This is a genomic window from Lentzea sp. NPDC042327, assembly GCF_040647275.1.
Lineage (GTDB): Bacteria > Actinomycetota > Actinomycetes > Mycobacteriales > Pseudonocardiaceae > Lentzea.
Genome location: NZ_JBEZBX010000005.1, coordinates 373,252 through 388,512 on the forward strand (window position 1 = coordinate 373,252; position 15,261 = coordinate 388,512).

Annotated in this window: 14 protein-coding genes and 1 riboswitch; of the genes, 2 read left to right on the plus strand and 12 right to left on the minus strand. The window is 73.2% G+C overall.

The genetic code is table 11. The annotated features are described in order from the left end of the window. Positions 1-64: 64 nt before the first annotated feature. The 10 genes from AB0A63_RS15550 to AB0A63_RS15595 all read right to left on the minus strand — a co-directional run bounded on the left by AB0A63_RS15550 (position 65) and on the right by AB0A63_RS15595 (position 12,081). Positions 65-1,435, minus strand: coding sequence for a M36 family metallopeptidase (locus tag AB0A63_RS15550; protein WP_360390790.1), 1,371 nt, complete (start codon positions 1,433-1,435; stop codon positions 65-67). Positions 1,436-1,535: 100 nt separating this feature from the next. After that, positions 1,536-2,792: a cobalamin biosynthesis protein gene (locus AB0A63_RS15555; RefSeq protein WP_360390792.1), complete on the minus strand. Its 1,257-nt coding sequence runs from the start codon at positions 2,790-2,792 to the stop codon at positions 1,536-1,538. A gap of 43 nt (positions 2,793-2,835) precedes the next feature. Next, on the minus strand, positions 2,836-3,663 hold the full coding sequence (locus AB0A63_RS15560; RefSeq protein WP_360390795.1) for a hypothetical protein: 828 nt from the start codon (positions 3,661-3,663) through the stop codon (positions 2,836-2,838). Continuing rightward, positions 3,663-4,709: a cobalt-precorrin-4/precorrin-4 C(11)-methyltransferase gene (locus tag AB0A63_RS15565; RefSeq protein ID WP_360390798.1), complete on the minus strand. Its 1,047-nt coding sequence runs from the start codon at positions 4,707-4,709 to the stop codon at positions 3,663-3,665. The genes AB0A63_RS15560 and AB0A63_RS15565 overlap by 1 nt, the downstream gene beginning before the upstream one ends. A 29-nt stretch (positions 4,710-4,738) precedes the next feature. Next, positions 4,739-6,115 carry a cobyrinate a,c-diamide synthase gene (locus AB0A63_RS15570; protein WP_360390800.1) on the minus strand — a complete coding sequence of 459 codons (1,377 nt, stop codon included), beginning with the start codon at positions 6,113-6,115 and terminating at the stop codon, positions 4,739-4,741. Continuing rightward, complete coding sequence (gene cobO / locus AB0A63_RS15575; protein WP_360390803.1) at positions 6,112-6,726, minus strand: cob(I)yrinic acid a,c-diamide adenosyltransferase; 615 nt, start codon at positions 6,724-6,726, stop codon at positions 6,112-6,114. Before cobO ends, AB0A63_RS15570 begins: the two co-directional genes overlap by 4 nt. A 13-nt stretch (positions 6,727-6,739) precedes the next feature. Continuing rightward, positions 6,740-8,665, minus strand: a complete 1,926-nt coding sequence (locus tag AB0A63_RS15580) for a putative cobaltochelatase (protein WP_360390806.1) — start codon at positions 8,663-8,665, stop codon at positions 6,740-6,742. 59 nt (positions 8,666-8,724) lie between these two features. After that, a riboswitch (cobalamin riboswitch) is annotated at positions 8,725-8,792 on the minus strand. Positions 8,793-8,851: 59 nt separating this feature from the next. Then, on the minus strand, positions 8,852-9,967 hold the full coding sequence (locus tag AB0A63_RS15585; protein WP_360390809.1) for a hypothetical protein: 1,116 nt from the start codon (positions 9,965-9,967) through the stop codon (positions 8,852-8,854). Beyond that, entirely contained in the window at positions 9,964-10,923 is a 960-nt protein-coding gene (locus tag AB0A63_RS15590; RefSeq protein ID WP_360390812.1) for a beta-eliminating lyase-related protein, read from the minus strand. Before AB0A63_RS15590 ends, AB0A63_RS15585 begins: the two co-directional genes overlap by 4 nt. 96 nt (positions 10,924-11,019) lie before the next feature. Beyond that, positions 11,020-12,081 carry a hypothetical protein gene (locus AB0A63_RS15595; RefSeq protein WP_360390815.1) on the minus strand — a complete coding sequence of 354 codons (1,062 nt, stop codon included), beginning with the start codon at positions 12,079-12,081 and terminating at the stop codon, positions 11,020-11,022. A gap of 43 nt (positions 12,082-12,124) precedes the next feature. Here AB0A63_RS15595 and AB0A63_RS15600 point away from each other — a divergent pair, with 43 nt between their 5' ends. Beyond that, positions 12,125-13,318: an 8-amino-7-oxononanoate synthase gene (locus AB0A63_RS15600; protein ID WP_360390818.1), complete on the plus strand. Its 1,194-nt coding sequence runs from the start codon at positions 12,125-12,127 to the stop codon at positions 13,316-13,318. Here the strand turns inward: AB0A63_RS15600 and AB0A63_RS15605 are convergent. Together AB0A63_RS15605 and AB0A63_RS15610 are read right to left on the minus strand one after the other, a co-directional pair. After that, positions 13,272-13,730 carry a GNAT family N-acetyltransferase gene (locus tag AB0A63_RS15605; RefSeq protein WP_360390821.1) on the minus strand — a complete coding sequence of 153 codons (459 nt, stop codon included), beginning with the start codon at positions 13,728-13,730 and terminating at the stop codon, positions 13,272-13,274. The genes AB0A63_RS15600 and AB0A63_RS15605 overlap by 47 nt on opposite strands. A gap of 13 nt (positions 13,731-13,743) precedes the next feature. Beyond that, complete coding sequence (locus AB0A63_RS15610) at positions 13,744-14,475, minus strand: serine protease (protein ID WP_360390824.1); 732 nt, start codon at positions 14,473-14,475, stop codon at positions 13,744-13,746. A 148-nt stretch (positions 14,476-14,623) separates the two neighbouring features. Between AB0A63_RS15610 and AB0A63_RS15615 the strand changes: the two genes are divergently transcribed. Continuing rightward, complete coding sequence (locus AB0A63_RS15615; RefSeq protein ID WP_360390827.1) at positions 14,624-15,232, plus strand: LysE family translocator; 609 nt, start codon at positions 14,624-14,626, stop codon at positions 15,230-15,232. Positions 15,233-15,261: the final 29 nt, after the last annotated feature.

Below are 15,261 nucleotides of genomic sequence, written 5' to 3' on the forward strand. Positions count from 1 at the left end.
GTCACGCCCGGGATCGAAGTGGCACAACCGCCACTAGTCGGACATGTCCGGCTTCACAGTTGACTCACGCGATGCCGCGCGCGGTGAACGCGGCCTGGACGGTGGCGGCGTCCTTGTCGCCGTAGAGCTTCTTCGCCGCGGCGACCGTCGCCTTGGCAGCGGCCGCGAACGTCGTCGAGGGGGCGTAGGAGAACTGGCCCTCCAGCACGATCTTCGCCGCCTTGTCGCGGCCGAACGCCTTGTAGACGTCGAACAGCGCCCGCGACCAGATCTGGCCGTCGAAGTGGACCTCGCCCTTGCGGTCGGCGTACTTCAGCTCGGTGTCGGTGCGGCGCAGGCAATGCGGCGTCTCGGTCGTGTACGCCGTGGCGTCCCAGTCCATGATGCACGCGAGCGGCGTCGTGGCCGTGTCCTTCGCGTCGCGCGAGGACATGATCAACGCCCACCAGTCGCCGAAGCCCTCACCGATCGAGCCCGCCTCCGTGGTGGAACCGAAGCCGGGCACCTGGGCGTCCTGGATCGCGTGGCCGAGCTCGTGCCACACCACCTCGACGTCCTCGGCGTCGTCCACACCGCCGGTGCCGAACGTGATCTGGTCCTTCGACGGGTCGTAGAACGAGTTGTCCTCGGTGAGGCCGATCGTGGTGATCTTCTGCGCCTCGTTGTTGACGTTCGTGAACCCGAGGCCCTGGATGTACTTCTGCGCCTCGGTCACGCCCCAGTACGCGTTGACCTGCTCGAAGAGGTCGTTGGCGCGCGTGTACTCGAACTTGTTCGCCTTGCTGTAGGCCAGCTTGCTCTTCGGCCCGGTCAGCGTCGCGTACTTGCCCCTGAGGTAGCCGGAACCGTCCAGGTGGGACAGCGTCACCGACCGGTAGGCCGCGGCGGGCACGGCGGAGTCCGCGTCGTCGGCGTCGGTCAGGTTCTGGTTCTGCAGCGCGGAGACGGGGTTCGGGCTGAACACCTTGCCGGTGCCGTCCGCGTGCTTGACCAGGCTCTCGGTCCGCACGACCGCGCCGGTCTCCGCGTGCACCAGCGTGCGCTCGGACCCCTTGCCGTTGTCCGAGATCACCTCGTAGACCAGGCCCGTCCCCGGCAGGACGGTCAGCTTCGCCGCCTCGGGCACACCGGCGGACCTCGTCCGCGCGTCCTCGGCGGTGACGGCGGGCGTGAGGTCGACGGCACCCACGGCGATGCGGCCGTCGTCCACGGTCTTCGCGCCGGTCGCCTTGTCGACGTGCTCGACGTAGTAGGCGCCCAGCACCGGTTTGCCGTCGAAGGTCTGCTCGTACCAGGTGTGCGTGGCGGTCAGCGAGTCGCGCACGGCGAGCAGGCGCAGGCCGTCCTTCGGGGCAGCGGCGGCGGCGTTGATCGTGAGCATGGACAGGACGACACCTGTTGTGCAGGCGACCGCGACGAGACGACGGGCTCTCATGTCGCTCTCCAGTGCATCCGGGCCCGGCAGGGTGGGCCGTGTGCATGGCGACGCTAATCCGCAAATCTTCTGGGCAGACCCTACGAAAGAAGGAAAAACGCTACCGTTCCCACACTCCGGGAACAACAACCACGTCGGCTTCGACCGGATTGTCCAGCGTTGGTCCAGTTCCGAACGCGACGTGCGCGACCGCAGCGCCACCCTCCGCGAGCTCCGGCGCACCGTCGGCACGCGTCTGGGTGCCCGGCCGCAGCAGAGCGGCCACCGCGTGCACGGCCTCGGGCGTGCCCACGACGACCGCGGCCCGCCGGATCTCGGCCTCCGCACGCGGCGTGCGCTGCTCGGCGCCGCCGGGACCGAGGCCGACGAGCGCGAGCCGGCCGCGCGGCAGCACCCGTGCCGCGGCCACGGTCACGTTGTCCCGCTTGAACTTCTCCGCTGCGAGCTCGACCGGTGCGCCGTGCGCGACCTGCCGTGCGCCGCACAGCGCCGCCGCCTCCGCCACGCTCGCGGTGCCCAGCGAGTTGCGCACCACCGAGCTCGGGTTCGGCACGCCGACCGCGTTGAGCTCCTCGGCGCTGAACGTGATCAGGTCGGCCGTGTCGCCGTGCCAGAAACCCCAGTCCTCCACCGCGTCCACGATGCCGGGCTCGTCCGCCTTGACGTCGACCGTCGCGAACGCCTTGATGGCGCGCAGGTCCAGGCCGCCCTGCGCGTCCAGCTCGGCCAGCGCGGCACCCACGCTCGTGGCCGACGCACCCCGCGTCGACCCCACGCCCACGACGAGCGTGCGCGGCACGATCCGCAGCACGTTGTCCTTCGGCGCGGCGGCGCGGTCGTCGATGACGATCACCCACGCGGCGTCCTCGCCGGCCGACACCACATTCGCCGACAGCGCGGGCAGCGGGAAGCTCAACGGGTTGCGCAGCACCACCTTCTCGCCCGACTCGATGGCTGCCGCGCACGCGGCGACGTCGCCGTCGGCCGTGGCGTCGAGCTGCTCGACGAGCTCGTCCAGCACCGAGTCGATCGACGGGCCGGTCGTGACGACGGCGGTGCGGTTCAACGCGTCCGCGACGCGCCACGCCAGGTCGTCCGCGGCACCGGCGAGCGCCACCGCGAACCCGGCGTCCACGCACACCACCGCGGGGTCGGTCCGCTTGTCCCGCAACAGGGGCGCGATCAACCGGACAGCGGTTCCCGCGTCGAGGAACAGCACGAGCGCGTCGAGCCGGTCCCACAGCCGGTGCACAGCGGGCCGGATCGGCCCGTCCGGCACCACGGCGTCCGAGCCCAGCACCCCGGCGAGGTCGGCCGCGTCACCGCGCTGGGCCGTCCCCGCGAACACACCGATCACGGCCGGACTCCCCGCACCACGACACCGCCGCCCACCCACGACATCACTTCTTGGTTCCCCACACCACGGTCACCGGCGCCGCGGCGCCGAAGCCGGAGTCGAGCAGGCGGGAGGCGGTCAGCTGCACGCCCTCCACCTCGTACCCGGCCGCCCGCAACGCGTCCCGCGCCGGCACGACCTCGTCCACCCGCTCGGCGACCACGACCACGCGCCGCGCGTTCACCGCCGCGCACGCCCTCACCTCGGGCAGCGACCCGCGGCCGACGAACACCGCCTCCGGGCGCGGTAACGCCGTCGTGTCCAGCCCGGCCTCCTCCACGCGCACGTCCACGCCGTGCGCGGAGGCGTTCGCGATGATCCGCACGCACTCCACCGGGTCCGGTTCCACCGCCACGACCGCGGCACCGAGCCGCGCGCACTCCACGCCGACCGCGCCGGAGCCCGCGAGCACGTCCCACACCAGCACACCGGGCCTGGGCGCGAGCACGGCCAGCACGAACGCGCGGACCTCGGCGCCCAGCACCTGCGTCCTGGTGGAGAACGCGTCCTCGGGCAGCGCCCACCCGGTGCCGCGCAGGAACTCGGTGTCCGCCAGGCACAGCACGGCCTCCGGTGCGATCCAGCGCCGGGTGACCGCATCCTTCGGGTCCACTGTGGACAGCTCACCGACGTCGGCGACCACGAGCGTGCGCCGCCAGCCGGCCAGTCCCGCACCGATCTCGGCCGGACCGGCGCCGGCCGCCACCTTCACGATGACGGCGGACCGGGCGCGGCACAGGTTCAGCGCGGGCCGCAGGCCGTCGGCGGCGTCCACGACCTCGACGCCGGGCCGGCCCGCCGCTTCCCGCAGCTCCTCGACGAGGGCTGACATCAGTTGGCGCGCTTGGGCTTGCGGGCGGTGGACCGGCGCTTGGGCGGGTTCGAGGTCGAGGCCTGCACCGTCGGCGGCTTCGGCGTCGCGGCAGCGACCACGGTCAGCTTCGGCTTGGGCTTCTGCGTGGACTCCTCAGCCTGCTTGCGCACGGACTGCTGGAGCTCCTCCACCGCGTTCCAGGCCGGGTTCGGCTCGGCGGAGGTCGCGGGGGCGACCGGGACGGCGGGAGCGGGCACCGGCTCGTCCGCACGCGTCGCGATGCGCGAGGCGACCCTGCGCGACCAGCGGGTCGGGCGGGCGGTGCGGGCCGGTTCGTCGGCGGCGGCCGCGGTCGCGGACTGGCGGCGGGCCGGTGCGGCCTTCACCGCGGCGCCGACCAGGAAGAGCGTCGGGCGGTACAGCTTGTGCTGCTTCACCACCGCCTCCAGCTCGCCGACCGTGGTGTGCACGACCAGCTCGTCGGCCTGGCTCACCTTGTACGCGACGACGACCGGCGTCTCGGCGGTGTAGCCGCCCTCCAGCAGCTGCTCCACGAACTGGCCGGTGCGCGCACCGGAGACCGTGGCCGCCATCGTGGTCTGCAGTGCGGCGAACTCGCGGACGCCCTCGCTGCCCTCCGGCGCGAGGAACACCGCGGAGGAGGCCTCGGTCAGCGTGATCTCGCGGCCGATCCGCGCGGCAGCGGCGGCGACGACCGACACGCCCGGCACGACCTCGACCTCCAGGCCGAGGCGCTGGCACAGGTCGTGCTGCTCCTGCACTCCGCCACCGGTCGCGGCGTCGCCCGCGTGCAGCCGCACGACCTTCAGCCGCGCGGCGGCGGCACGGCGGTACAGGTCGGTGATCTCCTCCGCGGTGACGCGGGAGAAGTCGACCAGGTCGGCACCCTCGCGCGCGTGCTCGCGGACGCACTCGGCCTCGACCGCGCTGGGGGCCCAGACGACGACGTCGGCCTCGGCGATGCGGCGCGCGCCGCGGAGGGTGATGAGGTCGGCGGCACCCGGACCGGCGCCGACGAAGGAAACCCGACCGGTCGTCGTCACGACAGCTCCACAGGGGTTGGACGAAAGGCTTAGGCGAAGACCGTACCGCCTGCCGAACCCGCCACGAACGGGTGGCAGGCCCGCACGAACCTGGCCACCGCCTCCGGGTCGCCGGCCGGGTGCGTGTGCAGGTACGAGGCGTGCACACCGCCGACGACGAACCCCTCGGCCACCGGCCGGTTCTCGACGCCGCGCCAGTGCCACGCGGGCGGCAGCGAGTGCGGTGTGGACAGCTGGGTGCGGTGGAACTCGTGGCCGGTCACGCGACCGCCCGGCGGGTGCAGCGACGAGCCGGTGGCCGCGACGGCGTCGCGGTAGCCCAGGGTCAGCTTCGGCGTCATGAAGCCCTCCGCGTCGAGCACGCCGCACATCTCGTGCCCGTCGAGCGAGCGCGCGAGGTACAGCAGCCCGCCGCACTCGGCGTGCACCGGCGCGCCCGAGCGGGCGAACCGCGCGACCGCCTCGCGCAGCGGCGCGTTGGCCGACAACGCCTCCGCGTGCTGCTCGGGAAAACCACCCGGCAGCACCAGACCGGCGGTGCCCTCGGGCAACCGGTCGTCGCGCAGCGGGTCGACGACGGCGACAGCGGCACCGGCCGCCGCCAGCACCTCGGCGTGCTCCGCGTAGCCGAACGTGAACGCCGCCCCGCCGGCCACCGCGATCACCGGTTCCCCGCGGACGGCCTCGACCTGCGGTTCCCACGGTGCCACGGCCATCGCCGGCACCGATGACGCCAGCGCGCGCACCGCGTCCAGGTCGACGTGTTTGGCCACCGCGGCGGCGATCGCGTCGACCGCGGAGACCGCCTCGCTGCCGTGCTCGGCCGCCGTCACGAGCCCCAGGTGCCGTGAGGGCAACGAGAACTGCGCGTCGCGCGGCAGCACGCCGAGCACGTCCAGGCCGACCTCGTCGCACGCCGACCGCAGCACCTGCTCGTGGCGCTCCGACCCGACCTGGTTGAGGATCACGCCGCCGAGCCGCACGGTCGGGTCGTAGCCGCGGAAGCCGTGCAGCAGCGCCGCGAGCGACCGGCTCTGCCCCCGCGCGTCGACCACGAACAGCACGGGCGCGCCGATCAGCTTGGCCACGTGCGCGGTCGAGCCGATGCCCGCGGTGTCGACGCGGCCGTCGAACAGGCCCATCACGCCCTCGACCACGGCGAGGTCGCAGCCCCTCGACCCGTGCGCGAACAGGCCGGCGATGCGGTGCTCGCCGACCAGCACGGGGTCGAGGTTGCGGCCGGGCCGCCCGGTCGCGAGCCCGTGGTAGCCGGGGTCGATGTAGTCGGGTCCCACCTTGAACGGCGCGACCCGCGACCCGGCCCTGCGCAGTGCGGCCATCAGGCCCGTCGCCACCGTGGTCTTGCCACTGCCCGACGCGGGTGCGGCGACGACCAGCCGGTTCACCACTCGATCCCCCGCTGGCCCTTCTGCCCCGCGTCCATCGGGTGCTTGACCTTGGTCATCTCGGTCACCAGGTCGGCGGCGTCCACCAGCTGCTGCGGCGCGTACCGGCCGGTGATCACGACGTGCTGGTGGCCCGGCCGGTTGACCAGCGCCTCCACCACCTCGTCGACGTCGATCCAGCCCCAGTGCAGCGGGTAGGTGAACTCGTCGAGCACGTAGAGGCCGTGGCGTTCGGTCTCCAGCCGGCGGCGGATCTCCTGCCAGCCCTCCAGCGCGGCGGCGGAGTGGTCCTCCTCGGTGCCCTGCTTGCGGGACCACGACCAGCCCTCGCCCATCTTGTGCCACTCGACCGCGCCGCCCTCGCCGGTCTCGTCGTGCAGCCGGCCGAGCGCCTTGAACGCGTTCTCCTCGCCGACCTTCCACTTGGCGGACTTCACGAACTGGAACACGCCGATGTCCCAGCCCTGGTTCCAGCCGCGCAACGCCAGGCCGAACGCCGCCGTCGACTTCCCCTTCATCTCACCGGTGTGCACCATCAGCAACGGCCGGTTGCGCCGCTGTCGCGTGGTGAGGCCGTCCTGCGGCACCGCGGTGGGTTGTCCCTGTGGCACTGGGGTCTCCTCCCTAGGCGGCGCGGACGACGCCGGCGAGGTGGTCGGCGCTGAGCTGGTCGAGGCGGACGCAGGTGCCCCGCAGGGCGTCGGCGACCTTGGCCGCGAGCCCGAGCCTGATGTGGCCCTGTTCGCAGTCCACGACGACGACAGCGGTCTGTTCGAGCAGCGCGGCGGCCTTGAGCGCGTCCTTCGTGGGATCGCCGCCGAGACCGGACGACGTGGCGCGGCCGTCGGTCAGCAGCACCACGAGCGGGCGCTTGCGGGGGTCGCGCAGCCGTTCGATCTCAAGAAGCTTGTGCGCCTTCAGCAGTCCGTCCGCGAGCGGGGTGCGGCCGCCGGTGCGCATCTTCTTGAGACGCGTCGCGGCGGCGTCGACCGAGGTGGTCGGCGGCAGCGCCACCTCGGCCTGGTTGCCGCGGAACGTCACCACGCCGACCTTGTCGCGGCGCTGGTAGGCGTCGCGCAGCAACGAGATCACCGCGCCGCTGACCGCCGACATCCGCTTCTGCGCGGCCATCGAGCCCGAGGCGTCCACGACGAACAGGACGAGGTTCGACTCCTTGCCCTCGCGGACGGCCTTGCGCAGGTCGCCCGGCACCAGCTTGAGGCCGGCACCGGTGCGCCCGCGGTCGTGCTGGTGCGGTGCCGCGGTGGCGAGGGTGTCGACGAGGTGCAGCCCGCTTCCGTCCACTGTGGAGGAACGCACGACCCGGCCGGTGCGCGCGCGTGCCCGCGACCGCTTGCCAGGAGCGCCTTCGCCGACGCCGGGCACCTCCAGCAGCCGGGCCTTGAACGCGGGCGACGGCTCGGGTGCGGGCCGGTCGCCCTGCGCGTTCCCGTTCCCCTTGGGGCCGTCCTGCGGTTCGGGCAGCTCGCCGCCGCCGGGGCCGTCGTCGTCGGGGCCGTCGGTGGGATCGGGTTCCTGGTCCTCTGGCTCTCGGGCGTGCTCGGCCGCCTGCCGCATGGCGTCCTCGAGCTGCTGCTCCTCGATGCCCGGCTCGTCGAACGGGTCGCGCCGGCGCCGGTGCGGCAGCGCGAGCCGCACGGCGACCTCGACGTCGGTCTCCTCGACCTCGGCGGCACCGCGCCAGGCCGCGTGGGCGGTGGCGGTGCGGGCGACCACGAGGTCCGCGCGCATGCCGTCCACCTCGAACGCCGCGCAGACGGCGGCGATCCGGCGCAGCTCGCCGTCGGGGAGGGACACGGTTTTCAGGGCGGCGCGGGCGTTGGTGATCTGCTGCTTGAGCCGGGCGTCCTCGTCGGCCCAGCGACCGGCGAACGTCTCCGGGTCGGCCTCGTAGGCGAGCCGGCGCCGGATCACCTCGGTGCGCACGGCCACGTCCCGCGCGGCCTTCACCGACACCGTGAGCCCGAACCGGTCGAGCAGCTGCGGACGCAGCTCGCCCTCCTCCGGGTTCATCGTGCCCACCAGCAGGAACTGCGACGGGTGCGCCACCGACACGCCCTCGCGCTCCACGTGCGCCCGCCCCATCGCCGCCGCGTCGAGCAGCAGGTCGACCAGGTGGTCGTGCAGCAGGTTGACCTCGTCGACGTAGAGCACGCCCCGGTGCGCCGCTGCGAGCAGGCCGGGCTGGAACGCCCGCACGCCCTCGGTCAGCGCCTTCTCCAGGTCGAGCGAGCCGATCAGGCGGTCCTCGGTGGCGCCCACGGGCAGCTCGACCAGCCGGGCGGGCCTGCGCTCGCTCCCGGCGTGCGGTGCGTCCGGGCAGTCCGTGCTGCCGGGCACGCAGCCGAACCGGCAGTCGCGCGACACGTCGAGCTCGGGCAGCAGGGCGGCGAGGGCCCGCACGACGGTCGACTTCGCGGTCCCCTTCTCGCCGCGCACGAGCACGCCGCCGATGCCGGGGTGCACCGCGTTCAGCAACAGGGCGAGCCGGAGGTCGTCGTGTCCGACGACGGCCGAAAACGGGAACATGCTCCAGCGAGTCCTTCCTCGGGTGTCCACGCCCGGGTCCGGTCGGGTAAGAGGGGGACGAGTTCCTGACTCCCGACGCGCGTCGGTCACAGTCGCGGGACGGCGCCGGATTCGCACCGGCTTCCTCGCGCTCCCCTCACAGCCCCGAGATCGTCGCACCTCGCACCGGCAGGACCAACCCCGCGGTCAGGTGGCCTTCACGACAGGGCGCTCCCCCACCGCGCTCACCACGACGACCACCAGCGTGATACCGACGCCGACGAGGACCGCCGCGGAAGCGCTGAACGCCTCCATCGCCACCGCCGAGATGCCCGCCGACGCGCTGTACCCCACCCCGGCCGCGGCGTACATCACCGAGTAGGCGGGTGCGTGCGCGTAGGACGGCAGGCGTTCGCGCAGGGCCAGGCTGCGCGACACCATCGCACCGGACTGGAACAGGCCGGCCACCAGCAACCCGGCGGCGATGCCTGCCACCCCCGGCAACACGGCCACCAGCGCGATCGACCCGGACATGGCCACCAGCAGCACCAGGCACTGCACCCGCAGCGAGCCCGGCCACGTGCGCAGCCCGTACAGCACCGCGCCCCCGGCGCAGGCCAGCGCGAACCAGGCGAGCAACGGCCCGGCCCAGCCCACCGCGATCCCGCGCTGCTCCAGCAACGCCGGCAGCATCAGCTCGGTGGCCGCGAACACCGCGTTCGAGGCGGTGCCGGTGAGGTAGATCGGCCAGGCCCGCCACAGCGACCGGCTGATCGGCGCTGTGACCGGTTCCGGGGCGGGCAGCCAGCGCAGCCCCAGCGCGCCGACCAGGAAGAACGCCGCCGCGAGCACCAGCGGCACACCGGGGTGGACCTGCAGCGCGAGGAACACCACCAGCGCGGGTGCCGCCGCCCAGACGACCTGCGACAACACGGCCTCGCCGCTCAGCGCCCGCGCCGCCCGCGACTCGGGCACCAGCGAGGTGAGGATCGCGCGGGTGCCACCCGGAGCCGCGGCGGGTGCCGCGCCTGCCACGAACACGACCGCGAGCAGCACCGGCCCGTCGACGAACGGCAGCACCGCGAACGCCAGCGCACCGACGACCATCCCCGCCGGCAGCTGCCCGCGCGACCGGCCGAGCCGCGCGCCGAGCACCGCCGACCCGGCGATCTCGCCGACCACGTACAGCGCCGCCGCCCCTGCGCCGAGCGCGTAACCGCCGGAGGTCGACCGCCCCAGGAACACCAGCGCGAGCGGCGCCATCGCCACCGGCAACCGGCTGCCGGCCGCGACGAGCCCCCACAGCAGGAGCGGACGGCTCACAGCGACTCGCGGAACTGCCGCCACGCCTCCCTGACCTCGTCCGCCGTCCACTCCAGCGCCGGCTCGGCGACGGTGACCTCGGTCTTCGCCAGCTGCCCCGACCGCCAGAACCGGCCGAGGAACTTCCCGCTCAGCTCGGTCAGCCGCGCCGGATCACCCGGCAGGTGCAGCGCGAACTGGTGCGTGTCCGGTTCCGGCAGGTCCATCGCCGCCGCCACGACCTTGGCGTGCTCGACGTAGCGGCCCAGCCGCGGCAGCACGGTGTCGAGGCCGTGCAACGCCGACAGCGCCGCCGGCCACTGCTGGAACAGCATCCCGCCGTACCGGTGCCGCCACACCCGCGCCTGCTCCACGAAGTCGGCGGACCCGGCGAGCGCCGCGCCGGAGATGCCCTCCAGCGACTTGTAGAACGACACGTAGACCGAGTCGAAGAGGCCGGCGACCTCGTCCAGCGGCTTGCCCAGCCCGTGCACGGCCTCCCACAGCCGCGCGCCGTCGAGGTGCACCACCGCGTCCCGCTCGCGGGCGGCGTCCACGGTCGCCACGAGCTCGTCCCAGGTGGGCAGCACGAACCCGGCTTCGCGGTCGGGCACCTCGACCAGCAGCGTGCCGAACGGTTCCGGGCACGCCGCCACCTCGTCGTTCGCCACGCGGACCGGGCGCAGGCCGGACAGCGCGGTCAGCGCGTCGTCCTCGTGGTGCAGCGGGTGGGCCTGCGGGTGCATCGCGACGATCGGGTTGTGCGTGCGGTCGGCCCAGCAGCGCAACGCGATCTGCTGCGCCATCGTCCCGGTCGGCACGAACAGCGCCGCCTCGGTGCCCAGCAGCCGGGCGACCCGCGTCTCCAGCTCCTCGACCGGGCCGCCGTCGCCGTAGCGGTCCGGGGCGGCGTCCGGCACCGGGCCGAGCGACTCCAGCAGCGTCTTCTTGCGGACTCCCGAGAGCTGGCGGTTCATCACCCCGGCATCAAACACCGGCCGCGAGCGACTCCGCGAGCGGGATGTCCCCGTCCCGCAGCTGTTCACCGAGCACCAGCGGCGAGATCGCCGGGCTCATCGCGCGACCGTGACGGACCGAGGCGCGCGGAACGACAGGAGGTTCAGCCACTCCGGCTCGTCACCGGCGAGCCGGAGCGAGGGCTCGTGCTCGGCCACGGTCCGCAGCACCACCGCGGCCTCCAGCCGGGCCAGCCCCGCGCCCAGGCAGAAGTGCCGCCCGTACCCGAACGCCAGGTGCCTGGGGTCGTCCTCCTCACCGCTCAGCACCAGCACGAGCTCCGCACCGGCCGGGACGCGCACACCGGACAGCACGACCTCCCGTGCGGTGAGCCGCCGCCACGTCACCACGGGCGTCTCGGTGCGCAGCACGTCCTCCACGAACGCCTCCGCGACACCGGGCAACGGCAGCCGTTCCCACACCGAGCGGTCCCGCAACGCCCGCCGCAACGCCGTGGACAGCAGCTGCGTCGTCGTCTCCTGACCGGCGATCAGCAGGAAGTAGCAGAGCCCGGCGGAGTCCTCCGCGGACACACCGGCGTCGGCCAGCGCGCAGAACAACGCCCCGTCCCGGGCCTCGTACCGCTTGACCAGCCACTGGTGGAACGCGCCGACGTCGTCGACCAGCTCCAGCTGCCGGTCACGCGTGATGTCGCCCCAGAAGAACTCCAGCGACGCCGTGCTCCACCGCTTGAGCGTCGGGATGTCCACGTCGTCGAGCCCGAGGAGGTCCATCAGCACGATCGCCGGCAGGTCCCACGCCAGCGACCGGACGAGGTCTGAGCCACCAAGCCGTTCCACGGCGAGTGCGCGGATGCGGGGCTCCGCGGCGGCGACCCGTGCCGGGGTGAAGAACGACGCGACCAGCCGCCGCAACCCGGCGTGCGAGTCAGACCCGTTGTTCGCGAGCGTCGGCGGCAACGAGAACCGGGCCCTGACCAGGGACCGGAGCGCTGCCGGCGCCACCGGCGTGACCGCGGTCAGCGCGTTGTCCGGCAGGTAGGTCACCGGGTCGGCGAGCACCGCGCGCACGTCGGCGCAGGACGACACCACCCAGCGGCCGTCGCAGAACTGGACCGGCGAGGTCAGCTCGGCGCGCGTGAAGGTGAACAGGTCCACGAGCGGCACGCTAGTCGGCGGATGGGAGACTCAGTCGGTGAGCGTGAGCACAACTGAGGCGTCGTCCAGCGGTGGTGAGGCGACGTTCGACTGGATCGACGTCAGGGCCCAGGCGCGCGCCAAGGCGGGTCTGTCCCGGCGCCTGCGGCCGCGCCAGGCCGACTCGGCGGACCTCGACCTCGCCAGCAACGACTACCTGGGGCTCGCGCGGGACAAGCGGGTCGCCGGGGCGGCTGCCGCGGCCACGCTCAAGTGGGGTGCGGGGTCGACGGGATCGCGCCTGGTCTCGGGGTCGACGGAGCTGCACGCCGAGCTGGAGTACGAGCTCGCGAACTTCTGCGGCAGCCAGTCGGCGCTGGTGTTCTCCTCCGGCTACGCGGCGAACCTCGGCGCGGTCACCGCGCTCACCGGCCCCGGCACGGCGATCGTCGCCGACCAGCACATCCACGCCTCGCTGATCGACGGCACGCGGCTGTCCAAGGCCGACGTCGTGGTCGCGGAGCACTGCAACGTGGGCAAGGTCCGGCACGCGCTGGAGACCCGCGGCAAGCGGCGCGCGATCGTGGTGACCGACTCGGTGTTCTCCGTGGACGGCGACATCGCCCCGCTCGCCGAGCTGCACGAGGCCTGCCGCGCGAACGGTGCCGGGCTCGTGGTCGACGACGCGCACGGCCTCGGCGTCGTGGGCCCCGGCGGGCGCGGCGCGGTCGCGGAGGCCGGGCTCGTGCGGGCACCGGACGTGGTCACGACGCTGACGCTCAGCAAGTCGCTGGGCGCCCAGGGCGGTGCGGTGCTCGGACCGAGCCGGGTGATCAAGCACCTCGTCGACACCGCGCGCACGTTCATCTTCGACACCGGTCTCGCCCCGGCCAGCGCCGCCGCCGCACTGGCCGCCATCAAGATCCTGCGCGAGGAGCCGGACCGCCCCGAGCGCGCGCTGACCGTGGCGCACGACCTGAGCTTCCGCCTGAAGGAGGCCGGGTTCCAGGTCAGCACGCCGACCGCGGCGGTGGTGAGCGTGCGGGCCCCTTCGCCGGATCAGGCGTTCCGGTGGGCCGAGGCGTGCCGCACCAACGGCGTGGTCGTCGGCTGCTTCCGCCCGCCGTCGGTGCCGGACCAGATCTCGCGCCTGCGGCTCACCGCGCGCGCCGACCTGACCGAGGCCGACATCGAGCGCGCGGTGCGCGTGATCACGGAGTGCGCCGCATCCGCAGGTGTGGAATCCCGTCCTCGATGAACTCGGCGCCCTCGGGCACGAAGCCGAACGAGGCGTAGAAGTCGGTGACGTAGGTCTGCGCGTCCAGCACGCACGGCGCGGTACCGACGTCGACCAGCGCCGCCTGCACGAGCCGGCGGCTGAACCCGCGGCCGCGGGCCATCCGGCCGGTCACGACGCGGCCGATGCGGAACGTGCCGCCGGGTTCCTCGGTGAGCCGCAGGTACGCCAGCGGCTCGTGCGTCGCGTCCGCCTCCAGCCAGAAGTGCCGGGTGCCCTGCTCCAGGTCGCGGCCGTCCACGTCGGCGTAGACGCAGTTCTGCTCGACGACGAACACGTCCTGGCGCAGCCGCAGGATCGCGTAGAGCTGGGCGGGGCTCAGGTCGAGCCCCCACTGCCGGCGCAGGGTGGCCGGGAACGGTGTGGTTCGCACCGGACCTTGGATATCAGAAGCCGACCGTGGACCGGTAGTGAGCCAGCCGCGTGTAGACGCCCGGCTCGTCCGGCCGCGCACACCCGCGCCCGTACGACACGACACCGGCGAGCCTGCCCTTGACGACCAGCGGCCCGCCCGAGTCGCCGGTGCACGCGTCCTTGCCGCCGCGCCCGGCGCACAGCATCGCCCCCAGCCGGTAGTCCGGCTCCTTCGCCGCGCACTCGCCGTCCGGCAGGATCGGCACCGTCACCTTGCGCAGCGACATCGCGGGTTTGTCGAGCTCCGCGGTGCGGCCCCAGCCGAGCACGACACCGCTCTCGCCCGCGTCGCCCAGCGCGATCGTCCGGTACGGCAGCTCCCGGTCCAGCGTCAGCACCGCCACGTCGTCGCCCTGCGTGACGTCCTTGAAGTCGGGGTGGCGCCACACGTTCGTCACCGCCGCCTCGGCACCCTCGGTCGTGCGCAGGTCCGTGCGGCCCGCGATCACCCGCATGTGCTCGACCGGGCGCTGAGTGCGGCCCGCGAGGCCCTTCACCGTGGCGCAGTGGGCCGCCGTCACGACCTTGTCCGGGGCGACGAGCGCGCCACCGCAGATCAGCTGCCCGTCCGGGGTGGTGATCGCCACAACCCAGGGCGTGTCGGCCGCCCGCGCGGGTGTCCCCCCGACGATCGCGTTCGCCGTCGCTGCCCCGCTGACCAGCGGGACAACGGCGGCGAGCACGGCAAACCGCTTACCCCTCACGGGTCACTCCTCGTTGCGCCAGGTGGACGATTGGTCACCAACGGTAGCGAGCACGTTAGGACGGCGTCAAAACCGGAGAATTTGGTGTTAATGTTTCACTTGGCCGGAGATTTTACGGTCAGTGTCGTAGATAACGGGGGTATGTGCGGTGTTGTTCGACTTCGGCCAGGTTCCGGCCTTCCTCATCGCGTGTGCGGTCGTCATCGTGACCCCCGGTGTCGACGCGTTCCTGCTGCTGCGCACGTCGCTGCGGTCGGGAGTGCGGTCGGGGCTGCTCGCGCTGGCCGGCATCCACACGGCCGCCGCGGTCCAGGTGGCGCTGGTGATCTCGGGCCTGGGAGTGGTGCTCGCCCGGTACCCGGCGGTGCTCGTCGCGTTGCGCTGGATCGGTGCCGGGTACCTGCTCTACCTCGCGGTTTCCATCGCGCGCGGGCTGCTGAAGCGCGGTGTGCGGGAGCCGGAGGAGGTCGTCGGCGACCGGCCGTTCCGGCAGGGCTTCCTGACCAACATCACGAACCCGAAGATGATCCTGTTCGCGCTGGCGTTCCTGCCGCAGTTCATCGGATCGGGTGAACCGGAAGCGCAGCTCACGATGCTCGCGGCGGTGTTCCTCGGCCTGGCCGCGGTGTGGGAGCTGATGATCGTGCTGGCGGCGAGCAGCGTCGCAGGACGGCTGCGCCGGCCCGGGGTCACGAAGGCGCTGGACGTGGTGTGCGCGACCGTGTTCTTCACGATGTCCGTCGGCCTCGTGGTCTGAGACGGCTCACCGCGGCGGCCGGTCCGGGG